We start from the raw sequence: 23,584 nt of genomic DNA, 5'->3' as shown, positions 1-23,584 counted from the left end.
CCCGACACCTTGAAAGAAACTGGACTTCCTGCTTCAGGTGGCGTGGACTGACACGGACGGCACGCGGTGGACACCGCTGTGAGCGTGGCCTGCTGGTACGAGACCGATGACACCGCGCACGATGTCGACGCCCGCAGGATCATGGCCGGCGAACAGACCTCACTGCCCGGCGCCTTCGGTGCCGGCGCTGCACGTCTGACCGGCTGGCCGGCAGATCCTCACGATCCGGACTGCTGGCGTGCCACAGCAGGGCTACCTGTCCGGTAACCCGCTGAGGGAGTCGGCATCCGCCACGTTCACCCGTACCCGGCTCGGCAAGTCCGCGCGTCGGCTGGCACAGGACGGCCAAAGCACGCACGTTCCCCGCCCACAACGCCCGGCACGCGTGCCCGGGCCCCGTGGCAGGGCAGTCTGGTGCGCGTGGCGGGCACCGCGTTCGGGGCTGTTCGCGTCGGGGACGAGTCCGCCGCAGGACTGGGCAGTCTGGCAGGAGCAGGACGCCGATGGTGAGGGCGCCGCCCACCCGGCCATGCTTTCCGGAGCTCTGAGTCAGGCCCGCGTCGCGCGCAGCGCCGCGTACTGCAGGGCCGCGAAGCCGCCGACCGTGACGGCCTGCAGAGGGATCCAAACCGCGCCCGCCGCAGTCGGCGACAGCCACGCTGCGAGCGCGATCAGGCTGACCGCGGCCCAGGCCACGTTCGCCTCGATGACGGCACGAACCGGCAGCACCGGCGGGTTCTTGCGCGCGGCGAGGATTCCGACGCCCGCGCCGTAAAGCGCGAGGAAGGCGCCCAGTCCCAGCAGCAGCCCCTGGTCCACGCCGAGGAATCGGCCAAGCGGCCCGGAGGCGGCGAGGTAGGCGAGTCCGTTGCCGGTGGTGATGACGGCGTCAAGGGCGAGAAAGCGGCGCAGCATGGTCTGCGGCTCGGAGGTGCGGGCCAGGGCGGCGAGCTGAGGAGCGGACATGGCGAATCGGCCTCCATCGGCGTCGGGGTCCCGTGGGAATGGTCTGCTAGGGACCACCCTGCCCGGCGAGCTGTGGACGGTCGATTACGCCACAGGTAATGCGCGTACGCCGCGGGTCGCACTCGCACGTCACAGGCCACCCGCACCCGTTAATACCTCCCCTCGCAACAGGCCGCGTTGAAGGAGCTCAACCTCGCCGCACGCGAACTGCCAGGATCGAAGCCACCACCGGTGACCGATCAGGGTTTGATGTGCGCCCGACCATGCCGCCAACAGCACAGCCAGCCGTCGGCGGCTGCTGTCCCGACTCCCGCAGTGCCTCTGTCGTCCGTGCGCCGGCCACAGGACTGGCGTGGAGGAGGAAAGCAGGCGCAGGCCGCGGCAAAGGAGGGTTCGGATGCGCGGCCCGCGGCGAATGTGTGAACGAGGCCGTGAGCCTGGCGGACGAAAGCGTGCTCGCTCGTAGCCCAGACCGCGATCCGGCGGACACAGGCTGCGAGGCCAGAGTGGTCGGGTTCGGTGACGAGGATGCGGCGGAAACCGGCGTGTGTGCCGGGCTCGGTACCGTCGCGGTACGACAGCCCGTTGAGCCGTTCCAGACCGAAGGCGAGGCAGCCGCGCTCGCCGTTGAGTTCGACGCACAGGGCTTCGTGCGGCCAGTGGCATAGCGGACGACCTCGAAGGAGGGGAGGACGCCGGAAGCAAGGCGTGCTGTGAACAGCGTGGCGTCGTCGATGGTGGCTGTCCCGGCGTCGGAAGCCTGGACCGGCGGCCAGCCCACTGGTGGATCCGCCGGGCAGCGACCCTTCGCGGGACGATAGTCCCGGTACCCCGCCGCGTCTTTCCCCATGAAGTACTGCGCGAGGTTAGAGAGCTGCTCGGCGGCCGAGGACTGGGTGCGCGTGAGGCTGGAGTCGTTCGCCCGGCCTGCAGGAACTGGTCGGCCGCAGCGCTGAGGCGCCACTGGTCCGGCGCCGAGGGAGAAGGCGAGCAGACGAGTGTGGGGCGACGCAGCATGCTCGCGGCGGGAGTCGCCCTCGCGGGCCGGGACGCTCATGATTGAACGGCGATGCCGGCGGCCCCGGAACCACGATTGCCCGCCGATGGTGTCACCACGGCGCGCCGGCAGTTCACGGCCGACGACCATGCCCGGTTCAGCAGGATGTTGCCGTTGCTCCTGACCGCCGCCGTGTTCAGTACCGAGCCCGGCCCGCCCGGTGCCGTCCGGACCGTGGGGATGTGGGTGCCGACTTCCCAGCTGGCGGTTGGGCAGAGCCGCACCGAAGCCGCGGCGCCTATATGGAATGGGGAAGTTCGGATGCCGTGTCGGTTCGGGAGACGGATGGCGTCCACAGCAGCCGCGCGCCCCTCGATAGGGGGCGGAACCGGGCGGGGGCGCGATCCCGTATCGACCGCCGCTCGTGCTCGGGTTACCGGCGCGTCGGGGGGCAGGCGGGGCCTTCCCGGTGCCGCCACATACGGGGCGTGCGCTGGTCGCCGTGGTCTGGGCAGTCCGGGCCGCGGATGAGCCCGCCGCAGGGTTGGGCGCTCTGGCAGAAGCAGGACGCCGATGGGGCGGTGTCCGGGACGGCGTGCCGTACGAGCCGGGCATTCGCACATCCCCTCAGCACCGCCCGGTCGACGGTCGCTGCGATGGTGTCTACGTCGGGGCAGTTCGCCAGCGGCCTCGGGGTCGGGGACTGCGGCTCCGCCGTGGGTGCTGACGCGCAAGTCGGCGCCATAGCGCTCGCTCCAGCCGATGGCCAGGAGGCTCGATCTTGACGGCCGACTCGTGAGCGTCCGCCACCGTCCATCCCCGGCGCCCGATCGCGGCGACCAGGGCGCGCACCCACGCGTCGGGCATCTCGTCGGCAAGGGTCAGGGCCTCGGTCATGTGGTCCCCGGGTGGTCAGTGGTTGTGATCACGGCTGCGTAGGGTGCGAGGGTGGTGGGGCGTTGGCTGCCCGCCGCCTCGGTGTCCGGTCGGGTTACCAGCGCATGCCGAGCTGGTCCAGGTCGGCGCGTCGTTCGGGGGTGAGTTTGTCGGCGCGGCGGCGGGTGTTGTCCAGGAAGGTGCCCAGCTTGATGTCGACCGCCTCGCCGTCGACGTCCAGGCGTTCGATGTGTTTGCGGGCGGGGCGTAGGTGTCCTTCGCGGGCGTGGAGCTGCCGGGCCGCGCGGAGGTTGAGTGCCCACTTGCCGTTGGCGGTGAGCTTGGCCGGGCGTTCCGCGGGCTGGCGGGCTCCAGACCGAGCGCGCTGCCGAGGAGCCACTGTTGCGCGGGGGAGAGCTTGTCCCACCCCTGCCGCTGCGCGGCGACCCATGCCCCGAGATGCTCGCCCTGGACGACGAGTTCACCGGCCGCCTCGGGGAGGGTGCCCCCGGCGCGGGCGAGGGTGAAGCGGCGCTGCCAGGCCACGTCCCACCTCAGGATGCACCCATCCCGGGTCGATGGCCTCCAATGCCGCCAGCCGGCTCAGCTCGTCGGCACCTCCGGGCACGGGTTCGCCGGCGGCGCGTCGCTCGGCGTTCTCCAGTGGCCTGCGGGTCTCCGTACGCCTGTTCTTGGCCCACACTCGATCGGGTAGCTGCCTTCCCCCACCGCGTTCACGTGGGGAAGGCAGGAAGTGCGCGTGTGCGGCGGCCCACGACCGGGCGACCGTGAGGCTATGTGACTTCGTGCATTGCCTGGCAGGTGTCCCGGTGACGGGACGGCCTGTCAGGTGGTTTCAGCGGTAAGGAGTAAGTAGTGAGAGTCGAGATGGACCTGCGGGCATCGGACGCGGGTGTCTCCGGACTTGCGGTCGAGTGGTTCGAAACGGCCGCTGAGGGGCTTTTCTCTCCCCTCCTTCGTAGCCTGCGGAACGGTCCCGAATTGTGCATTCCGAAGAAGGGTGAGGGTGTTCTGGGGTCCCCTGGGGGTACCTGGGCCTCACTGACCGAGCAGGACCCGCTGCAGGGTAGGGTGCGGGTCCGGAAGGCATGGTCCGAAGAGAATTGGAGCAACTTTCTTACGAAAAGGGCCAAGCAGCCTGCGGACAGTGAATTCTGGATTCTGGAACTGAGTGACAGGGGCGCCGATACGGGGCCAGTCAGGCCAAGGTTTCTGTTCAGTCTGTCAGCGCGGACGGTGAATGGCACCGGCTGCGGGTGGAATATGGGGCTGGAGAGTCTGGCGCGCACTCTGGTCATAGGATCATTTCGTCACTGGATGTGAATTCCGCAGTCGAGCATCTCAGGCGTTTTGCGCTGAGGGTTCCGATCACTTTCGGCTGTGTCACTGATGACGGCGGTCACGGTGGGGAAACGATGCTGGAGGATCGGCTGGGGCTGAGCCCGCTGAAGGGGATCCAGGAGAGCCAGGATGTGCTTCGCGGATATCCCTGGGTGACCGTGTGCTCCGCCCGCATCGCCGATCGCCTCGGCGGCGTCGCTCGACTGCGCGAGTCCGGTGCCTTCAAGGAGGTAGAGGAACTACCCACGGGAAGCGTGTGGTTGAGAGCTACGGATCGCCTTGACGACTACACGGGGGAGGCGCTGCGCAGCGTCTTCAGGGGCGTCGCGCCAGCGCTTCCTCCTCCAGCGCGGCGGGGGTGGGGGAGTGGTGGGACCGGGCGGTCGCGGCCACGGTGTGGCTGCTGGCCGGCCGACCGACCCCAGAGCGTGCCCGCCTGGTCGACCTCATGCTCACGAACTGCCCGCCCGAGCGCGCCGCCGACCTTCACCGGCGGGCCCGGGCGGCGCTCGGCCCCGCACCCGCGGCCGCGAAGTGGAGCACGTGCTGCCCGCCGGCGCCGAGCGGGTCGACGGCACGGTGGAGCCGCTCGCGTCCTGGCTGCGCAGCTTCTGCGAACTCCTCAATCTGACCGTCGAGTTGGCCCGCCATCTGTTCCAGCACCCGACCCGCTTCTACAAGACGGGCGTGGTCCTGCTCGCCTGGCTCGCGGGCCACCAGTCGCACTTCACGATGGTCGGCGGCCTCCAGTCCGCCCGTTCCCTCCCGCACCTCGCCCGCGCCTACGAACTGGCCGACTCCCTGGGCCTGTTCTCGGACCTGGCGCTCGCCGAGGACCGCATGAAGACCCTTCTCACCCTGTACGGGGTGACCTCGTGACCGGTCTCGACCGCTTCTCCATCAACCAGATGACGGTGCGGCAACTGTCCCTGCCCGAATTGGTCTCGGCCTGCGCCGAGTCCGGCATCGGCAAGGTGGGACTGTGGCGCGAGCCGGTCCAGGCGTACGGCCTGCGGGAGACCGCCGCGCTGGTCCGCTCGGCGGGGCTGGAGGTGACCACCCTGTGCCGGGGCGGCTTCCTCACCGCGGCCGCCCCCGCCGAACGCGCGGCCGCCCTCGCCGACAACCGCCTGGCGGTGCGGGAGGCGGCGGCGCTCGGCACCGACACCCTGGTGCTGGTCTCCGGCGGCCTCCCGCCCACCGGCAAGGACCTGGGGGCGGCCCGCGAACGCGTCGCCGACGCGCTGGCCGAGCTGGCCCCCTACGCCGAGGAGTACGGCGTCCGCCTCGCCGTGGAGCCCCTGCACCCGATGTTCGCCGCCGACCGCTGTGCGGTCTCCACCCTCGCGCAGGCCCTGGACCTGGCCGAACGCTTCCCCGCGCACCAGGTCGGGGTGGCCGTCGACACGTACCACGTCTGATGGGACGACCAGACGCCCGCGCAGATCGCCCGCGCGGGCGCCGGGGGCCGCATCCACACCTTCCAGCTCGCCGACCGGACCACCCCGTTGCCCGCCGGCGTCCTCAACGGCCGGGGCCGGCTCGGCGACGGGTCGATCGACCTGCGCGCGTGGTGCGGCCGGGTGGCGGCGGCGGGCTGCACCGGCCCCGTCGAGGTGGAGATCTTCAACGAGGACCTGTGGGCCCGGGACGGACGGGAGGTGCTGAAGGAGACGGCGGAGCTGTTCCTGGAGCACGCCGGCGGATGACCGCCGGCCCGGTTCAGGCGGAGGTGCGCAGCGGCGGCACCGCCGGGACCTCCGGGGCGTTGGCGATGGCCTCGGGAGTCAGCCGGAACTGCTCGGGGTAGGCGTCGCGCTGCGTACGGCGGGCGGGCTCGCTGGTCCGCCAGGTGTAGAGGCAGCGCCCGCACTGGAGCACGTCCCAGACGCCGGGCACGGGCGAGGAGTACAGCTTCTCGATGGTCTCGAAGGCGCAGCGGGGGCAGATGGTCATGGCGGGTTCTCCTTCTTCGCGGTGACGGCGGGATCGGCTGCGGCCGGTCAGTCGCGGGCCTCGGCCATGAGCCGCTGGAGCTTGGCGGCCCACTCGCGGGTCTCCGGCAGGTCCTTGGCGGGGGTGGCGAAGCTGCCGCGGTTGTCCGGGCTGACGGGGGTGGTGGCGTCGATGATCATCTTGCTGGTGATGCCGGCGGGCTGGGCGGCCGGCGCGAGCTCCAGCACCGACAGGTTGGGCACGATCACGACGTCGCCGGACGGGTTGACCTTCGCCGACATCGCCCACATGACCTGCGGCAGGTTGAACGGGTCCACGTCCTCGTCGACGACGATGACGGTGGAGACATAGCCGAGGCCGTGCGGGGTGGTCATGGCGCGCATGGCCACGGCCTTGGCGAAGCCGCCGTACCGCTTCTTCGTGGAGATGATGACCAGCAGGCCGTGCGTGTACATCGCGTTGACGGCCTGGACCTCGGGGAACTCGGCGCGCAGCTGCTTGAGCAGCGGGACGCAGGTGTTGGGCCCGACGAGGTAGTCGACCTCGGTCCAGGGCATACCCAGGTACAGCGACTCGAAGACCGGGTTCGTGCGGTACGAGACGCGGTCGATGCGGATGAGGGGCATCCGGCGACCGCCCGAGTAGTGGCCGGTGAACTCGCCGAAGGGACCCTCGATCTGGCGCTCGCGGCTCTCGATGACGCCCTCGATGACGACCTCGGAGCCCCAGGGCACGTCGAAGCCGGTGAGCGGGGCGGTGGCGATGGGGGCGGGGGCGCCGCGCAGGGCGCCGGCCATCTCGTACTCGCTCTGGTCGTACGCCATCGGCATCCCGGCGACGATCGTCATCACCGGGTCGTTGCCGAGGGTGATGGCGATCGGCAGGTCCTCGCCCTTCTCCTCCGCCTTGCGCAGGTGGATGGCGACGTCGTGCACCGGAACCGGCTGGATGGCCAGCCGGTTCCGGCCGATGACCTCCAGGCGGTAGGTGCCGACGTTCTGCTTGCCGAAGTTCTCGGGGTCCTCCGGGTCGCGGGAGACCACGGCGGCCTTGTCCAGGTAGAAGCCGCCGTCGCCGTCGTTGAGGCGGAACAGCGGGAGGATCGAGAAGAGGTCGACGCCCTCGCCCTCCTGGGTGTTCTCCCGCCAAGGGGCGTCCTCGCGGCGCTCGGGGGCGACGGGGAAGGCGTCCCAGCGGCGGGCGAACTCTTCCACCTGCTCCTTGACCGGGGTGTGCTTCGGCAGGCCGAGGGCGAGCGCGTGGTTGGCCCAGGAGCCGTGCACGTTCAGGGCGATACGGGCGTCGGTGAAGCCCTTGACGTTGTCGAACCAGAGGGCGGGCGCGCCCTCGCCGATGCGGCCGGTGGCGTTGGCGGCCGCGGCGAGGTCCGGTTCCGGGAGGACTTCCTCGCTGATGCGCAGCAGCTGGCCTTCCTTCTCCAGCGTGCCGAGGAAACCGCGCAGGTCGTCGTAGGGCATGGGACTCCTTCGGGGACGTCCGGACGACGGGTCCGGACACGGGGTTGCGGGGGAGGGGGCGCCGCGGGGCGGGCGTCAGGAGGCGGACCTGAGGTCCCGCGCGGCGCGCATGCCCTCCCACCGCTTGGCGGCGGGGGCGGGCAGCTCGAACTGGTCGAGGACGCGGGCGACGATGTGGTCCACGACGTCGTCGACGGACGCCGGGTGGTTGTAGAAGGCGGGCATCGGCGGCACCATCTGCACGCCCATGCGGGCCAGCGCGAGCATGTTCTCCAGGTGGATCTCGCTCAGCGGCGTCTCGCGGGGGACGAGGACGAGCCTGCGGCGCTCCTTGAGGACGACGTCCGCCGCGCGGCCGACCAGGCCGTCCGCGTAACCGGCGCGGATCCCGGCGAGCGTCTTCATGGAGCAGGGGACGATCACCATGCCGTCGGTCCTGAAGGACCCCGAGGAGATCGTCGCGCCCTGGTCGTCGGGGTTGTGCACGACGTCCGCCAGCTCGGCGACCTCGCGGGCCGTCCGGCCGGTCTCCAGCTCGATCGTGGTGCGGGCCCACCGGCTGAGCACGAGATGGGTCTCCACCTCGGGAAGCTCCGCGAGGTTCTCCAGGAGCCGCACGCCGAGGACGGCCCCGGTGGCCCCGGTCATCCCTACGACCAGTCTCATACGCGGGCTCCCTCACCTTTTCCGTACGGCTCGTACACATCGCCGTGCACACCTGTGACCTGCACCGACGTCTCCACGCTAGGAGCGGTCGGGAGGCCGTCGGAGGTAGGCTCGGGACTAGCCATGGGAAGAAACGGACAGCCTTCCGGACAGCCGGAACCTCGGCCGGTGATCCGGGACCTGGAGTTCCGCCGCACCGCCGGCTCCCCGCCGGGCCTCGAACTGGTCAACCTCGCCGAGCTGGACCGGCGCGCCCGCAACCACGGCAACGACCCGTACGCGCCGCTGCGCCCCGCCTTCCACCAGCTGGTCGCGGTGCGCTCCGGGAGCCTCACGGTGTCCGTGGACTTCACCACGCACACCCTCGACGCGGGTTCCTGGCTGTGGATCCGGCCCGGGCAGGTGCAGCGCTGGGGGCGGGACCTGCCGGCCTCCGACGGAGTGGTGGTCGCCTTCCCGGCGGGCTTCCCGGACGCGGCCACGGTCGCGGCGGCCTTCGCGCGCCCGCCGTACGCGCCGGGGCCTGTGCGCCCGGCGGGCACGGACGCGGAAGGTCTGCGCCGGGCGCTCGACCACCTGCGGTACGAGTACGACGCGATGGCTCAGCTGCCGCTGGAGTCCCATGTGCAGGCGCTACGGCATCTGCTGGCGGTACTGCTGCTGCGGCTGGCCAAGGCGCGGGGCGCGGCCCCGGACGCGCCGGCCTCCAACCAGGCGTTCCGGCGTTTCCACGCGGCCGTCGAGCGGGACTTCGCGGTCACGCGCCGGGTGGAGGACTACGCGGCGGCCCTCGGCTACAGCCCCCGCACGCTCACCCGGGCCACGACGGCGGCCACCGGGATGTCGGCGAAGCGGTACATCGACGAGCGGGTGGTGCTGGAGGCCAAACGGGAACTGGCCCACAGCGGGCTGCCCGCCACCGCCATCGCCGCCCGGCTGGGCTTCACCGACCCCAGCGACTTCACCAAGTTCTTCCGCCAACGCACGGGAACCACCCCGGCGGCGTTCCGCCAGCAGGCCGCCGGGGCGTGAGGCGGCCCGTCACACAGGTCAGGCGAGGCGCCCGCCCTTCACGGCACCGATGAAGGAGGCCCAGCCGCCGGGGGAGAAGAGCAGCGCCGGCCCGGAGGCGTTCTTGCTGTCGCGGACGGGGACGGTGGTGTGGCCGGAGGCGATCTCCACGCAGTCGTCGTTGGTGCCACCGCTGTAGCTGGACTTGAACCAGCCGGTGAGGGTGGATGCGTCGGAGAGGGTGCGGTCATTGCTCGGCATGCGCGTGAGCCTCCGCTGCCGCTCTGACGAGGGCACGTGACTCCTGCTGCGACAACGCGTCGCTTAGAGCCAGAGCGTAGGCCGTCTGACTGGCCCTCACCAGCGAAGGATCATCCATCAAGTTGCCGGTGCTGAAGCCTTCGACGTAGGCCACCGGGGCGGAGTCCTCGCAGCTCATGAGCGTGAGGTCGCCCTGTAGGAGGGCGTGCGCTCCGACGCGGTGCGGAAGTACAGGGAGTCGCAGGCGTCCTGCCTCGGCCATACCGGCGATCTTGTGCAACTGCGTGGCCATGACCTCGGAGCTGCCGATGCGGCGCCGCAGCGCCGACTCGTCGAGCAGTGTCCAGACGACCGGCTGCCGGAGGCCCTCGAACATGCGGCGGCGTTTTGTTCGGTTGACGATGAACTCTTCAAGTGCCGGGTATGGGACTGGTCCCCACTCTCCGGCCCGCGCCGCTGCCGGCCGCCTTCGGCCCGCTGCTTGCCGCGGTGCGCCACGTGCAGCCGGCCGGGCCACCCGACCCGCGCGCTGCCGAGCACCCGGTGCCGATCAAGCGCACCGTCACTCTCCCCGAGGACCTGCTGGATGAGGGCTTCGGAGGACGGCGGGGCGGTGAGCGGGTGAGGTCACGGCTCACTCGAAGGCGGACGGACTCTTCTTCCGGCTGGTTGTTGCCCAGGGGCCCAGCGCGAACCTGTCACTGTCCCGTCGTACTTCCAGGGCCCCCGCGCCACCGAAGTGCGCGGGAACGAGCAACTCCCGTTCATCAGCCGCCCTCCCCAGAATCCGACGGCGACTGGTCACCGCTTGTTCCGGGGCCAGGCAGGCGTTGCTGTTGCAGCAGGGCTCAAGGATCTGCACCGGGCTGTGCAGCAGATCTCCAACGAAGACGGCCCGGTCGCTGCCGGATGCGAGTCGCAGTACGGATGAGCCGGGAGTGTGACCGGGTGCGGACTCCAGGGTGAGGTGTTCGTCGATGCGGTGGAGGCCGTCCCACAGCACGGCCTGTCCGGCCTGGTGGATGGGCGCGATGCTGTCTTCGTAGATCAGGCGGTCCACCTCCTGCGTGCCGTTCCCGTACGCGTTGTCCGGACCGTAGTGGAAGTCGTCGGCGGCCGGAATGAGGTATTGGGCGTTGGGGAACGCCGGTACCCACTGCCCGTCCGAGTCGACGGTGTTCCAGCCGACGTGGTCGACGTGGAGGTGGGTGTTGATGACCACGTCGACATCCTGCGGGCGGACACCGGCCCTCGCCAGGAGGCCGAGGAAATCACTGTGGGAGTGGTGGAACGGTCCCATGCCCGGTCGCTCGCGCCCGTTCCCCGCTCCGGTGTCGACCAGGACGGTCCGGCCCGCGCTGCGCAGCACCCAGCTCTGCAGAGCAAGCACTGCCAAGTCGCTGTCCGGCTCCCAGTGGTCCGGTGCCAGCCAGTCCTCGTTGTCCTTCCACACATCGGCGGCAGCTCCCGGGAACATGCCGGAGGTCGGCAGGAACGGTTCGTGCCACTCGACAACCCGGATGACCTCGACGTCCCCCAGCACCATGCTCTGCACACTCTCGTTCTCGTTCATCACGTGATCGACGTTAAGGAAGGTCGAACGATCGCCTCAATATGCATCCGGCTCAAGAAAATACGAATCCGTCTCATCCTTCATACAGCAGATACCCTGCACGGATGGATGTGGTGAGCGATGCGATCTCTGCCGTGCACCTCGGGCACCCCTGGTTCCACCGGCTGCGGACGAGCGGGAGCTGGTGCGCGCGACTGGACCCGTACGACGGCGCGGGCTTCTACATCGTCCTCAAGGGCCACTGCTGGCTACTGACCGACGGCAGCGCCCCCATACCTCTCGGCGTGGGTGACGCGGTGCTGCTGCCCCATGGCACAGGCCATGTGATCGCCGATTCCCCGGTCGATGCGGCGGTCGCGAAGAAGAAGGCGGTGCCGTTCGAGCAATGGCTTGTGGAGACAGAGCCGCGAACCCAGCCCGATCGCTACGAGACAGAGATGCTCTGCGGCAAGTACTGGCTCGACTGCAGCCGTATGCACCCGCTCATGGCAGAGCTGCCTGAGGTCGTCCATCTTCCGAGCCGAGTAAGCAGCCATCTCGAACTCCGTGCCGCCATCGATCTGCTCGCCGGTGAGCTGGATGAGATGCGACCCGGCTCCTGCGTGGCGCTCCCGAGCCTGCTCGACCTCCTCCTCGTCTACATGATCCGCGCCTGGATGACCGAGGCCCCCAGCGGAGCCTGGCCCCGCGTACTGGGCGACCCGGTGGCGGCCGCCGCCCTGCGGGCGCTGCATTCGAACCCGGCCGCGCCGTGGAGCAACGATCGTCTGGCGGCGGAGGCGGGCGTCTCCCGTCCCACCCTGGCGCGCCGGTTCACCACCCTGGTCGGCCGCCCTCCGATGGCGTACCTCACCTGGTGGCGCGTGATCCGCGCCGCCACCCTGCTCCGCGACACCCCGGACACCCTGGCCACCATCGCCGACCGAGTCGGCTACGGCAGCCCGTACGCGCTCTCACACGCCTTCCAACGGGAGTTCGGCACCACACCGGGGCGGTATCGAGCGCAGGCCGCGGGACGATCCGCTCTCACCGCAAGCCCTTGACTGACGTCGAAACAAACTGACAGCAGGAACCCGGTCAGGCAGTGACGCTCACAGCCATAGCGAAATGGCATCCGCAGTCGTGTGCACAGTGACCCACTTGGTGAGCTTCCTCTGACTATGGCCTTGACGATCAATGGAACGGAGAGACTTTGCGCCCGCTGCCAGCCGAGCGCTCTTTCCCACTTCCAGAACACCTCGCAGCGTCTGGGAGTGGACAGCCGATCGGTTCATCAACTCCGGTCATGGTGCTTACGTACAGCCATGAGAAGCTCATCGGTGCCTGATGTCTCGTCGCCCGGATCTCCCTTGAGGTCGAGCCCGATCGGGTCCTGGGCCAGACTTCCCCTGCACGCCCTCGCCCAGCCAGCGCCGCAGCCTGAGCTGGCGAGACCCCCGCCGACGGGCCGCGTCGGCGGCCCGCCCGGTCTGGGTGCGGCGATATCGGCGGCGCACACCACCGTCGAAGCCGTGCGCACCGGCGACTGTTTGGCCGAGGCCCGGAGAAAAGTCCGGCGGCTACCTGGTCTTTGAGGGTGTTGATGACGGACTCGAACCGTTGCCGGTACTCGGCTGATTGGCGGTGGGACAGGTGCCGTCCGTGACTGTGGCGTAAAAGGTGACTCCATCAAGGATGCCGTGGGCCGCCCCCTTCTCAACGAATGTGGTCACGTGCATGCAGAAGGCGTTGTCGTCGCTGGTGACTTCGTAGTCACCAGCGCTTCCGTCGTCGATGTCCGGATGTGATACGTGTTCCACCGAGGGAGTGAACCCGTGACTCTTTGTTCAGATCCGCGGCTACCTGATGCACCGCGTCTCTGAGGTCACCCTTGCTCCAGTGTGTCTGCGTGTGCAGCCAGTACCACCCGCCCAGTCCGGCCGCCGCGGCGATAAACAGCGGCCACACCCGGATCGGAATGTGGATCTTCACCTTCGGGCGGCGGGGTTTCGGCGAGGCAGAGGTGCCTGGACCCGTCCACGCGGTGGGAGGCGGGTCGCTGGCAAAGGCAAGGCGGGGCGCATCCGGATCGGGAGGGCGCGCCAGGATGAGCTTGCCGGCGTTGTTGACCACCCGGCGCTGGGGTCGCGGCATATCGCGTAGTGCGAGATCGCGTCGTACCTCGTCGAAGAGGTCGTCCAGGCTCAGTGCCACCGGCCCTGGCAGAGCCCTGAGCAAGGCGCCGGTGAATGCCGTGTACGTCGTGCCCTGAGGCACGTAGGCGACGGCGTTCGCGGAGGTGGAGGCGAGTGTGTAAGTGCCGGCGATGTCGATCTGCCCGGCGACCGTGCTGTGCCCGCTGGTCATCGCCTCGATCGCGCGCCCGGGGAAACAGCAGTGTTCTCCTCCGGGCGGACGACCGTGACGGCGTCGGCCTGGGTGGAGCCACCACGTGGCGGAACTGTGATGAGTCACGCCGGAAGGCGGGCAAGCTGCTGATCAAGCCAACGGGTGGGTCGGGCCGACGCCCATGTCCGGCAGACATCTCGGGGGAACGGCAGTCCCTGACGGAACGCCAGTTATGTTTCGAGTCATGCCGGATCACGAGCGCCGAGCCTGGCAGCAACCCATCCCGGGCCGCAGAAGAACTCTCACAGTTATGTTTTCTGCGGTCCTGCAAGAAGGCCGCTGGCCTCCGGGCCGGCATGACTGTTGCCCTGTTCACCGCCCTGATCGCACGGCCGACCCGTGACCTCGCCCATCGACTGCGCTGATCCACCTGGCGCCGACGCCACCAAGCCCGTGCTCAACGTAGCCACTACCAACGCCAGGCCGCACCTCATCAAGACCGACCAGACGGCCGGGGAAGGGGAGTAGCCGCCGATGGTGGAATCGATTAGGGACAGCCTGGACCGCGCGCTGGAAGGAGCGTTCGCCCGTCCCATCCCACAGAGCGCCCAGGCGCAGATGAAGTACCTGGTCAAGCAGCTCAAGGGCACCAAGGCCGCTGCTCAGGCGCTCGGGATCTCCCAGCGCACCGTGGAACGGTACGTCGCGGGCAAGCTCAAGCGGCCCGCCGCGAGCTGCGTGACCGCATAGAGCGTGAGGTCAAGAAGCGGTGGCAGCCGCAGGTGAGGGCCAAGGCCAAGAAGCAGTCGGCTTCCACCGGCGGCCTGGTCGTCTCCACCCGGGTCCGGTTCGGGTTCACCGCGGCGCCGGGCACCACCGACGACGCCCGGATCCGCGACATCACCCAGGCCCTGCCGCCCGAGTTCGCTGACCGCCTGTTCACCGCCCAAGAGCAGGGCGCCACCGAACGGCAGCTCCAGCAGATCGCCGCCGAGGGCCTCGCCCGGATGTACTTCCGCGCCAACAACACCCGCGCCCACGGCCTGGGCGTGGAGTTCACCGACATCGAGCAGATCGAGATCGAGCTGTAGCGAAGCCTCCGTACAAGCGCCTCGTCCCCGGTGTGACTGAGCGCTTCATTTGGCGAGTGAGCGTGTGAGTTGGCGACCAGAGCATCCGGTGTCGATGGCTTGGGAGGCACGGGTGCATTGGGTCTCGCTGTGGGTGACCTGCGTCTGGGGCTCGGCCTCGAAAAGGCCCACGGCTGACCAGGCGCGTGAGCCTCGTCCGAGCTGCACCAAACACGAGTAATCGCCTGATAGCGCCTTCTGAATCTCAGATGTTGCGGGTGGCGCTCTGCGCCGAGTGCCATGATCGAGGGACTCGGGGCGACGGCGCACAGGTGAGTCCACGACGGGGAGGGCGCGGTGGAGGGCCAGCTTCTGGGAGGCCGGTACCGGTTGGTCCGGCAGCTCGGCGAGGGCGGAATGGGCGAGGTCTGGGAGGCGCGGGACGAGACGCTGGACCGGCAGGTCGCTGTCAAAGTGATCTCCCTTCTCGCCGGGGGGGAAAGCCGTGGAGATGACGCCCGCGCCCGTTTCCTGCGCGAAGCACGGATCACCGCCCGGCTCCAGCATCCGTACATCGTGTCCGTCCACGATCTCGGCGAGAGCGATACGCAGAGAGGCACCGTGCCCTTTCTGGTCATGGAGTTGGTGCGGGGCGAAGGGCTCGACGTCAAGCTCCGCGAAGGCTCCGTCGACCTGGCCGAGGCGGCCCGCTGGGGCGCTCAGATATGTGACGCATTGGGTGACGCGCACGCTCACGGCATCATGCACCGGGACATCAAGCCGTCCAACATCCTCGTCACACCTTCCGGAACGGTGAAGGTCCTCGACTTCGGTGTCGCACGCGCCGCCGATCCCTACGCGACTGCCGACCGGCTGACCCAGACCGGATTCATCGTGGGCACGCCCCCGTACATGGCGCCGGAGCAGGCGCGCGGCCACCCGGAACCGAGGAGCGATCTGTACGCTCTGGGCTGCCTGCTCTTCGAGCTGGTCACCGGCAGGTTGCCGTTCCAGGCCCCGGACAGCGTCGGCTATCTGACGGCGCATCTGAGCCAACAGCCACCCGCGCCCAGTTCCGTGGCCGCGGGTGTGCCAGAGGCCTGGGACGCTGTCCTGCTCAGGCTTTTACGCAAGGATCCCACCAAGCGGTACGCGAGTGCCGCCGACGCCGCCCAGGCCCTGCGGAGGCTCGCGGACGCGCCCAAGCCTGTGCCGGCGGCCACCGCACCGCTGGCAGAGGCTTGGCCGTCGTCGTCCCCCGGTGGCCCCTCTCCCCGGAAGCCCGTTGCGCCGCGGTCCTGGATCGCGATCGCGATCTGGTTCCTCATCACGCTGGTGGCCGCCACGGTGACCGCGGCCAATATCGACGGAGCCTATGACGGTCGCGACGTAGCCAGCGGCGCCGGCGCGGTCGCCATCGTCACTGTGGGGCTGATCGTATGGTTCGCCGTGGAGGCAAGACCCGGTTGGCAGGCACGAGTGGCCCTGCCGCTCCGGTTTCTCCCGCCGGCGCTCCTTTTCTGTGCCTACGCCATGGTGGTCGCGTCCGCCGCGGCGGACGACAGCATCGACTGGGGCTACTGGCTGCTCCCTGGCGGGATCTCCACGCTGACGCTGGCGGGCCTCCTGGCAATGGCCGCGGCGCTCACTTCCCGGACGGAACGCCGGAGGCGCGGAATCGGCTACGCCCTCGTCGGCGTTAACGCCGTCGCGGTATTGGGATCGTCCACGCAGCTGGTCTCAGGTAGTCGGGTTGGGTTTCAGTACGTCGGTTTCGTCCAGCCGCAATGGGTCCCCCTCGCCGTAGGCGTGTCGGCCATCGCGCTTTACTGCACGCGCGAGATCACAACGCGCCGGGCGGGTTCAGCATCGGGGTCTAGACGAACACCGCCGAGCACGACGACGAGAGCTGGCTCTCCACGCTCGTCTCGCTGATCGCCACGTGCCGCCGCAATTTGCCGGACTGCCCAGTCGAGCACCTCTGCCAGAGGCCCTGAGCGACAGTGATCGAAGGGGAATGCGAGCCGGACCGAACCTGGTCAAGGGGCGGCGCGCACAGGTGCGGTCCGGAACATCGAGTGAGGCGCACCGGGTACGCGCGAGAGTGCCGGACATCGTCGCATGGTGCGCACCGGGTCGAGAGATGAGCTGAAGCACGATAGCTGGCCGGGGTGCTTCTCCTTGATTCGACACCACGTGATCTCCATCAGGCGGCGCACTCGCGGCGGCGGTCGCCGAGCGCGCGGTAGATGGCGGCGGCCTCGCCCTGCCGGGGGTGCGGCGCGTCGGTGGGCAGCAGTGGGGCGGCCTTTTCGGGCCGCCTCGCCTTGTGAGGGCAGCGGCCCGGATTCTCCTCGACCTGTCCACGCAACTGCTCAGGCGAGCCGCGGGCAGCGTGGAGCACCTGGAGTTCGCCGTAGCAGCTCGCCCCCAGGCTGCGAGCCCGGACCAGCTCGCTGGCGTATCCGCGGGTTGGACCGTCATGCACGTGATGCCAAGCTGTGACGGCGGCGGAACCGGGCGTCAGTACCGCGAAGAGCGGGCCGGCGGTGGCGGTGGTTCAGACGGTCGTAGTGATCGCTCGGGTGACGGCCGTGATCGCCGGGGCGGGGTGGCCGCCGAGGCGTGCCACGAGCACACGGCGGATCTCGGGGGGTGCGCCGTCGACGCGCAGCAGGCTTACCCCCGGCGGCAGCACTGGTGAGAGTCGGGACGGCACTGTGGTCACGCCGAAGCCGCCGGCGACCAGGTGGAGCTTCGTCAGCCAGTCGCGTGCGGAGTGGATGATGCGCGGCCGTCCGGGCAGGCCGGGCCAGACGCCGAGCAGCGGCTCGCCGCCTGATGACGGGGTGGCGATCCATGCGGCGTCGACCAGTTCGTCGACGTGCACCGTGGTGCGCCCGGCGAACTCTCCGGTCGAAGGCACCGCCACGACCAGTTCGGTGTTTTGACGTAGGGCTGGCCGTTGAAGTTGATGTCGGGGTAGATGCAGACGAACCCGCGCGGGCACGCGATCTGGTCGCGGGCCACGGCGCCGGCGGTGGTGGTGGCGTGGACGGGCGTGAGGCCGGTCAGTGATGCGGCCGGGACGGCGGCGGCGAGCAGCGCCCTCCTGCCGGTGGGGGGCTGTCGTGCAGGCAGAAGTCTCATGGCATCGACCTGTCCTGGCGGAACGGTTCGCCATGCCGTTTCCCGCCGATGTTCATTCAGATGAGCGAGTCCGCGCCGGCCGGCTCTCGACGGCGCCGTCTCCGGCTGCCGCCGCCCGGCCGAGCCCGCGGTGCCCGACGGGGCGTAGAGCAGGCCGCACGTGGTGGGCGACTTGTCGGCTGACTCGATGCTGGAGCACATCGTCGCGGCCGGCACCCTCTACTTCATGGGGGAGGTGTCGCCTGGCTCGGGCGGGTGTGTGAGCGGCGCGAGGTGAGGCCTGGCCGCCGGTCGGTCACGGAGGTCGTCGGGATCGACCGGTGGCTGATCGGCTGGCAGTTCACCCATCGTGAGTAGGTGAGGACGCTGTCCGCCCTCCCTGCTGACAGCGAGTTGCGCCGCGCCGGCCTGCTGGACCTGGACGACTGTGCCGTGGACGGCTCGCACGTTCGGGCACTGAAAGGGGGGATCACGTAGGTCCCTCGCCCGTCGACCGGGCCCGCCCCGGCTCCAAGCACCACCTGATCGTCGACCGTCACGAGACCCCGCTGGCCGTCACGCTCACCGGGGGCAACCGTCACGATGTCACCCAACCTCTGCCGCTGCTGGACGCGGTCCCGCCGCCGATCCGGGGCCTGCGGGGCCACCCCCGTCACAGGCCCCGGCGGTGGTCGAGCGTGCCTTCGCCTGGCTCCACCAGATCAAGCGACTCCGCATACGCCACGAGCGACGCGCCGACATCCACCAGGACCTGCTCGAACTGGCCGGCAGCCTCATATGCCTCCGCCGCCTGCGAACCTCATTCTGAAACGATCAGTTACAGGGCTGGCGCATGTGGCCGGCGTGGTTCTCGTATGGTGAGTGCCGAAGGAAGTGGGAAAGGTCCGTCGGGCACCGCGCCCATCACGCTGCGGGACAGGGGGTTTGGGGTGAGCCGGGCCATGCAGGCGTTCCTCGCCGTGGCCGTGGTGATCGGCGTGGCCGGGTACGCCGCGACAGAAGTGCTCAACGCCAGCATGCGGCCGGCACCGGAGCCGATGCCGACGGTGAACCAGGATGTCGCGCGGCCCACGCTGCCGTGCGATTGGACACCCACTGCTGCGCCGACCGACACCGCGCCGCACACCGTCGTAGCGGTCGCATGCGACCCGTCCCTGAAAAAATGAGGCAGATGAGCGGTATTGCCTGATGCATTGCCCCAGGGGCCGGACCACCAGGCAGCTCGAAGAGCTGGCTACGCACGCCGACAGCACGGGGGCGTGGTGGGGCATCTTGCTGGTCCGGGGAGACTACTTCGATGACCGAGGGAGGGTGCACATGAATGACCAGGCCCGGGTGGAGGCGGCGTGGCAGCGCATCGAGGAGTGGCTGAGCAAGCACGCGCCGCTGTCACACAGTCTCTTGCGTGAGCCGGCTACGCCCGAGCAGATCGAGCAGGCCGAGCATGCCATAGGGGTGGTCTTTCCGCCGGAATTGAGAGCGCTCTATCTGATCCATGACGGGGTGCAGGGCGCGGACCTGGACGAGTTCGGCGAGCAGCCGTTCGCACCAGGAGGTGAGGACGATCCATGGCACCGAAGGGCGAACGCGGTTGACTTCATGCCCAATGGTCAGGCGTGGCTGCCACTTGAACACGTGATCACTGCGCATGGCGGGATACTCACGGCCTTGTCCGGTCAAGGAACCGTGCCCTACGTGCCCGTCACCGCGAGCGCGAAGTACACGATGATGGAGGGAACCTACCTGGACCCGGCAACAGGAGCGCTGGGCACCTGGGGGGACGCGCAAGAACTGCAATCGCTGCGTGGCGGTCTTGCCGATTGGCTGGAAGACGGGGCCGCTGCGCTGGCCGAAGGACGCCCCACCGGCATGTTCGGGATGTGCCCCTACGTGTCGCCCACCGGCGACGGCCTCACCTGGTTCGACCCCGACCCCACGTATGCACAAGACGGCTGGCGGCCCGTGCCCCACTGACCTGCCGCCCCACACGGCACCTCGGCCCTCGAACCCGAGTGGGTTCGAGGGCCGAGGGTTCTACACAGCGGGGAGGAGCGTCACGGGCGCTGAGCGCACTTGATCACGTCAGCCGTAGCGTCACAGTCCTGGAATCCATCGATGTCTACCCAGTACGTGTCCTTGTCGAGCAGCCGGAAAGTGGACGCGAACGACCCAAAGCGGGACATGGACAGGGAGTTGACGTTGAGCGACATCGAGGACCGGCCACAGGTCTCGTCCCAGGTCGGTGCGGCGTAGCGCTCGTCGTCGTAGAGCCGGTACGTTCCGTCGGGCAACTTCTTCTCGTAGGTCTGGACGCACTCCCGGCCCTGCAACGCATCTGATACGGGCCGGGGGTTCTTTCCGCCCTCGGTCGTGGGCATGCCGGCCGACTGGTACGTCGCGTTGAAGGAGTACTCGTCACAGGAGCGAGAGTCCTTGTTCGAGCCGGACAGTTCGGGATGGAGCGCCGTATCCGTGCGGTAGACCATCTTGTTCGCCGCCGCGCCATAGCAGACCCGGTACCGGTTCGCGGTTTCGCTGCGTCCTGCGCCGCTCGCACCTGCTGCGTTCCGCGTCTTGTTCGGCATGTACTGCAGCGGGGTCACGGGTGTCTGGCCGAAGAACTCGGGAGCCAGACGGTTCTGGATCAGCCAGGCGTGGGCCGCGGCCGCAGGGAACTTCTTGGAGTTCATCGAGTAGCCCGGACTGTACGACGGGATGACGCAGCCGCTGCTGGTGTAGACCTTGTCGCAGCGGATGTTGAACGGGCCGGAGGAGACCTTGTCCTGGGTGACGACCAAGTCGGGTGTGTCGGTGCTGAAGGAAGCTCCGACCAGCAAGCTGAGCACCTTGGACAGGTCCTTGTCCTTCAGGCCGGCAGCGTTGGTGACGCTTCCGTCCCAGGTGAAGTCGGCTGTGCCCTGGGCGAGGTGCTGATCAAGGCCGGAGGACCAGGAGGGGGTTCGGCCGGTCTCCCAGTCGAAACCTGTGCCGCTGGTGCAGCCGCCGTTGCGGCAGCCGGTGACCACATTGAACGCCATGGCCTTGGGAGAGGACGGCCACTGTTCCTGAACGGTGGGCATCAGAGGGTACATCTGCAGGAACGTCTTGATCGTGTTGCCCTTGGGATCCAGCTTCACCTGCCACATGACGTCCCAGTACTGGCGGTAGATCCCCTGGGGCGATGTGGCTTCCGCTCCCCAGGTGAACAGCAGGCACGCCTCGGTACGGCGGATGAACGACTTCTGGTTGATGTTTGTCGGGTCGCACCAGGACGGGTCCAGCACTGGGCCGGTGTATGAGCTGGCAGCGAGGGGTGCGGCGTCGGTCGGGGACTTGTGCTGCTTTCGGTACTGCCTGAGCGCCTCGGCGGCCGCCGGCGTGCGCTGCTTCTGAGGGATCATGGTGAGCGTGACGCCACCAGCCTTGGTGATCCTCTTCTTCGGGGACAGGGCCGGGGGCGCGTCCACCGTCATGTTCCCGGAGCTGGTCGCGGTGTCCCAGCCATCCCACCCGAACGCCGGATAAGGGTTGTTCCAGTCGGCTGGATCCAGCGCGGTCGTCACCGGAGCGTTCAGAGTGATGTCGACCTTGTGGCTTCGGGTGGCCGGCGCGGCTCCGGCGATGAAACCGTATTCGTTGGTGGCGCCGACGTTGTCCGCGCGGTCGACGGCCTGGGTCTCGACCTGGTGTGCGCCGTCGGTGGTGGGCGTCACCGCGAACGATCCAGACGTACCGGCCGAGGATGTGGTGGTGTTGACCGTCTGCCAGGTGCCACGTCCTGTGGCTCCCGCATCCGGGTCGGGGTCCTCACCGTCCACTCGGTACCGAAGCCGGTTGGCGTCGCTGGCCGTGGTCGCCGTCCACGTTCCGGACTGACCGCTTCCGCCGCCGTAGCCGCCCTCAGGGTACTGGGCGGAACTCACCGGAGACGGCTCTCCTGGCGCGGTGGTGTCGACGACGAATTCGGTCCACGGGGACCAGGAGAGGTTGTAGTGGGTTCCGTCGTAGGCGTTGGTGCGGAACTTGTAGGTCTTGCCGTCTTTGAGCTGGCCCGCAGGCACGACCACACTGACCGGCTGCCCTTGGGGGCCGAAGCTGGAGACGAGTAGACCGTCGCCGGCTGGGGTGCTGATAGGGGTGTTGGTGGCGGCGTCGTAGACCTGGAACGTGCCGTTGACGGTGTCGCCGTCAGGGTCGGTGAATGTGTCCCGCAGTGTCGGGGTGGTGGTGTTCACCGCCCATACACCAGCGTAGGACTTGAAGGGCGCGCCGGCCTGCCGGTCAGTGCCGTCGGATGGCCGGTAGTTGTAGGTCACGGTCAGCTTCGGCTGGTTCGTGGTGGCATTGCCGGAATTGACGCGTTTCCAGGCGAGGGGATCGTCAGTGGCCGCGCGCAGGCCCATGTAGCCGCGGGTGGCTTTCGCCGATGCCCAGCTCTGGACGAGGGTGTCGACGTCGGCGTTGATCCACCCATCGGGCTGAGTGCTGGTGCAGTTGGGATTGCCGCGTGTCTGCGTGGAGGAGTGGTACTCCTGGTTCCAAGTGGGCTGGCTCGTCCAGCGCGAAGAGGTGGATGCTGCGGTGGTGTCCCAGACGGTCCAGGACTGTGCGGTGCAGTCGGTGTTACCGGAGTGGAAGTTCCACAGCGCCAGGTTCGTGTCGACGATCAACGCATCCTGGATGGGCGTGGTGTTCCAATGGATGAACGACCGTGCCACGCGGGTGGTGCCGTCGGCGTTCGTTGTGCCCGGGTTGCCGAAGTCAAGCTCGGTGTCGGTGGACAAGTCGACCGTCTCGCCGCGCTGCACGTAGGTGTCGAACGTCGAGGCCAGCGCAGAAGTTGACGGGTCAACCGTGACCGGGTACTTGGTTGTTGGGTCGGCCAGAAAGTCCGCGCTGGGGGCAACGACCAGGTCGATGCGTCCGGTGCCCTTGTTCACGACCTTCATGGCGACGCGGGCTCGGCGGGTGTGCTCACCGGAGCGCTTGTCCACCGAGGCGTCCCACATGACCGGTGCCGGCAGCGTCGCGCGCCGCCTACCGGTCTTGGCGTCGGTGAACGTCACCGCCCCATCCTGGTTCGCCCTGGCCTTCAATCCCTTGGCTTTGACCGGCAGCGTGTAGGAGTACGAGCCGGAGGGCCTACGCTTGATCTCCACGAACTGCTCGAAGCCGGTCCTGGTGGCTTCGACGATGACGTCGGCGCCGGGCACAGCGTCACGGTAACGGGCCGTCGTGCCGTCCAGCTCCGGCGTGGGAAGGCCCCCCTTCCACTGCAGTGTCACCGCCTGGTCGCCACTGCCCAGGGTGACAAGGTCACGCGGAGTTGCCTCCCGTGCCGCGGCCAGCGACCGCGCCGTGGTGCCGCCCTTACCTGCCAGGCGCAGCCCGTTGGGGTGTTCCTTCGCCTTCACGGTTCCGTCCCCGGACCTGGTCAGGGTGACGTCGACCTTGCGCCACTTGCCGCCACGCCAGACCCGCTCGGGTCCAGAGGTGAGGTCGGTGGTGAGGGTGCCATCAGGGTTGGCAACCGTGTAGGAGGTGGCCGTTGTTTCGTCGTAGGCGACGACCTTCTTGCCGGTCTTCTTTGCCTTGAGGATCGCCCATGCCTTCGAGCCCTTGGCATGCCGGGCAGCCCACTCCATGTCGGCCTGGAGGATCTCGGCCTTGGAGGGTTGGGCAACCTCAGCCAGCCCGTTGGTGCGCTTCGGGGCGGGTGCCGCAGCAGCCTGACCCGTAACGGCGATGCCAGCCTCGGCAATCAGCAGCAGTGCTGCTGCCGCCGCAAGGCGGCTGCCCTGTCTGCGTCTTGGCGTGATCGGTCGTGTGGATGGATACACGAAGTGCTGCGCCTTTCTCATAGGCTCAAACGTCTGTACGAGACCGCACG

16 protein-coding genes and 7 pseudogenes are annotated in these 23,584 nt (G+C 68.9%); 9 read left to right on the top strand and 14 right to left on the bottom strand.

From position 1 onward, the window contains the following. Positions 1-549: 549 nt before the first annotated feature. From AQJ11_RS13085 to AQJ11_RS50895, 3 genes and pseudogenes are all read right to left on the bottom strand, one after another. On the bottom strand, positions 550-966 hold the full coding sequence (locus AQJ11_RS13085; protein ID WP_059263132.1) for a hypothetical protein: 417 nt from the start codon (positions 964-966) through the stop codon (positions 550-552). Positions 967-1,346: 380 nt separating this feature from the next. Next, positions 1,347-1,820 (bottom strand): annotated as a pseudogene (locus AQJ11_RS52650) (gfo/Idh/MocA family oxidoreductase); the annotation flags it as partial. Between the two features lie 1,134 nt (positions 1,821-2,954). Next, positions 2,955-3,239, bottom strand: a complete 285-nt coding sequence (locus AQJ11_RS50895) for a helicase associated domain-containing protein (RefSeq protein WP_244218207.1) — start codon at positions 3,237-3,239, stop codon at positions 2,955-2,957. 1,571 nt (positions 3,240-4,810) lie between these two features. Between AQJ11_RS50895 and AQJ11_RS13070 the strand changes: the two are divergent. Both AQJ11_RS13070 and AQJ11_RS45705 read left to right on the top strand, forming a co-directional pair. Beyond that, positions 4,811-5,080: pseudogene (locus AQJ11_RS13070) on the top strand (DUF993 family protein); the annotation flags it as partial. Positions 5,081-5,109: 29 nt separating this feature from the next. Next, positions 5,110-5,910 (top strand): annotated as a pseudogene (locus AQJ11_RS45705) (sugar phosphate isomerase/epimerase family protein). A gap of 13 nt (positions 5,911-5,923) precedes the next feature. Here the strand turns inward: AQJ11_RS45705 and AQJ11_RS13055 are convergent. The 3 genes from AQJ11_RS13055 to AQJ11_RS13045 all read right to left on the bottom strand — a co-directional run bounded on the left by AQJ11_RS13055 (position 5,924) and on the right by AQJ11_RS13045 (position 8,301). After that, a complete protein-coding gene (locus tag AQJ11_RS13055) occupies positions 5,924-6,157 on the bottom strand; it encodes a non-oxidative hydroxyarylic acid decarboxylases subunit D (protein WP_059263127.1) in 234 nt (77 codons plus the stop codon). Positions 6,158-6,204: 47 nt separating this feature from the next. Then, on the bottom strand, positions 6,205-7,635 hold the full coding sequence (locus AQJ11_RS13050) for a non-oxidative hydroxyarylic acid decarboxylases subunit C (RefSeq protein WP_059263126.1): 1,431 nt from the start codon (positions 7,633-7,635) through the stop codon (positions 6,205-6,207). A 75-nt stretch (positions 7,636-7,710) separates the two neighbouring features. Beyond that, a complete protein-coding gene (locus AQJ11_RS13045; RefSeq protein WP_058085305.1) occupies positions 7,711-8,301 on the bottom strand; it encodes a non-oxidative hydroxyarylic acid decarboxylases subunit B in 591 nt (196 codons plus the stop codon). A 168-nt stretch (positions 8,302-8,469) separates the two neighbouring features. Between AQJ11_RS13045 and AQJ11_RS13040 the strand changes: the two genes are divergently transcribed. After that, entirely contained in the window at positions 8,470-9,333 is an 864-nt protein-coding gene (locus tag AQJ11_RS13040) for an AraC family transcriptional regulator (RefSeq protein WP_059263125.1), read from the top strand. An 18-nt stretch (positions 9,334-9,351) separates the two neighbouring features. On the opposite strand, the gene AQJ11_RS13035 is transcribed toward AQJ11_RS13040, so the two are convergent. From AQJ11_RS13035 to AQJ11_RS13025, 3 genes are all read right to left on the bottom strand, one after another. Continuing rightward, complete coding sequence (locus tag AQJ11_RS13035) at positions 9,352-9,573, bottom strand: DUF397 domain-containing protein (RefSeq protein WP_059263124.1); 222 nt, start codon at positions 9,571-9,573, stop codon at positions 9,352-9,354. Further along, complete coding sequence (locus AQJ11_RS13030; protein WP_279616947.1) at positions 9,560-10,090, bottom strand: DUF5753 domain-containing protein; 531 nt, start codon at positions 10,088-10,090, stop codon at positions 9,560-9,562. Before AQJ11_RS13030 ends, AQJ11_RS13035 begins: the two co-directional genes overlap by 14 nt. A gap of 117 nt (positions 10,091-10,207) precedes the next feature. Further along, entirely contained in the window at positions 10,208-11,146 is a 939-nt protein-coding gene (locus tag AQJ11_RS13025; protein WP_208616494.1) for an MBL fold metallo-hydrolase, read from the bottom strand. A gap of 104 nt (positions 11,147-11,250) precedes the next feature. On the opposite strand from AQJ11_RS13025, the gene AQJ11_RS13020 reads away from it, so the two are divergent. Further along, the gene (locus AQJ11_RS13020; protein ID WP_059263121.1) at positions 11,251-12,189 is read left to right on the top strand and encodes an AraC family transcriptional regulator; all 939 of its coding nucleotides are present in this window, start codon (positions 11,251-11,253) and stop codon (positions 12,187-12,189) included. Positions 12,190-12,898: 709 nt separating this feature from the next. Here the strand turns inward: AQJ11_RS13020 and AQJ11_RS49185 are convergent. Then, the gene (locus tag AQJ11_RS49185; protein ID WP_159061652.1) at positions 12,899-13,492 is read right to left on the bottom strand and encodes a hypothetical protein; all 594 of its coding nucleotides are present in this window, start codon (positions 13,490-13,492) and stop codon (positions 12,899-12,901) included. Between the two features lie 516 nt (positions 13,493-14,008). Here AQJ11_RS49185 and tpg point away from each other — a divergent pair. Both tpg and AQJ11_RS45700 read left to right on the top strand, forming a co-directional pair. Next, positions 14,009-14,565, top strand: a pseudogene (gene tpg / locus AQJ11_RS13015) (telomere-protecting terminal protein Tpg). A gap of 336 nt (positions 14,566-14,901) precedes the next feature. Next, positions 14,902-16,479: a serine/threonine-protein kinase gene (locus AQJ11_RS45700; protein ID WP_244218206.1), complete on the top strand. Its 1,578-nt coding sequence runs from the start codon at positions 14,902-14,904 to the stop codon at positions 16,477-16,479. Between the two features lie 271 nt (positions 16,480-16,750). Here the strand turns inward: AQJ11_RS45700 and AQJ11_RS49180 are convergent, their stop codons facing one another. The 3 genes and pseudogenes from AQJ11_RS49180 to AQJ11_RS50890 all read right to left on the bottom strand — a co-directional run. Next, positions 16,751-17,032 carry a hypothetical protein gene (locus tag AQJ11_RS49180; RefSeq protein WP_159061651.1) on the bottom strand — a complete coding sequence of 94 codons (282 nt, stop codon included), beginning with the start codon at positions 17,030-17,032 and terminating at the stop codon, positions 16,751-16,753. Positions 17,033-17,104: 72 nt separating this feature from the next. After that, a pseudogene (locus AQJ11_RS13005) lies at positions 17,105-17,491 on the bottom strand (LysR substrate-binding domain-containing protein); the annotation flags it as partial. 32 nt (positions 17,492-17,523) lie between these two features. After that, positions 17,524-17,694 (bottom strand): annotated as a pseudogene (locus AQJ11_RS50890) (peptidase inhibitor family I36 protein); the annotation flags it as partial. Between the two features lie 387 nt (positions 17,695-18,081). Between AQJ11_RS50890 and AQJ11_RS45690 the strand changes: the two are divergent. The 3 genes and pseudogenes from AQJ11_RS45690 to AQJ11_RS50330 form a co-directional block, all read left to right on the top strand. Then, positions 18,082-18,502, top strand: a pseudogene (locus AQJ11_RS45690) (transposase); the annotation flags it as partial. A 133-nt stretch (positions 18,503-18,635) separates the two neighbouring features. Next, on the top strand, positions 18,636-18,860 hold the full coding sequence (locus AQJ11_RS12995) for a hypothetical protein (protein ID WP_059263119.1): 225 nt from the start codon (positions 18,636-18,638) through the stop codon (positions 18,858-18,860). 151 nt (positions 18,861-19,011) lie between these two features. Next, a complete protein-coding gene (locus AQJ11_RS50330; RefSeq protein WP_208616493.1) occupies positions 19,012-19,668 on the top strand; it encodes an SMI1/KNR4 family protein in 657 nt (218 codons plus the stop codon). 80 nt (positions 19,669-19,748) lie between these two features. Here the strand turns inward: AQJ11_RS50330 and AQJ11_RS49175 are convergent, their stop codons facing one another. Further along, a complete protein-coding gene (locus AQJ11_RS49175; protein WP_398781505.1) occupies positions 19,749-23,555 on the bottom strand; it encodes a DNRLRE domain-containing protein in 3,807 nt (1,268 codons plus the stop codon). Positions 23,556-23,584 lie beyond the last annotated feature (29 nt).

It is taken from the genome of Streptomyces corchorusii, from assembly GCF_001514055.1.
Lineage (GTDB): Bacteria > Actinomycetota > Actinomycetes > Streptomycetales > Streptomycetaceae > Streptomyces > Streptomyces olivaceoviridis.
This window is presented reverse-complemented; position numbering and strand designations above follow the sequence as displayed.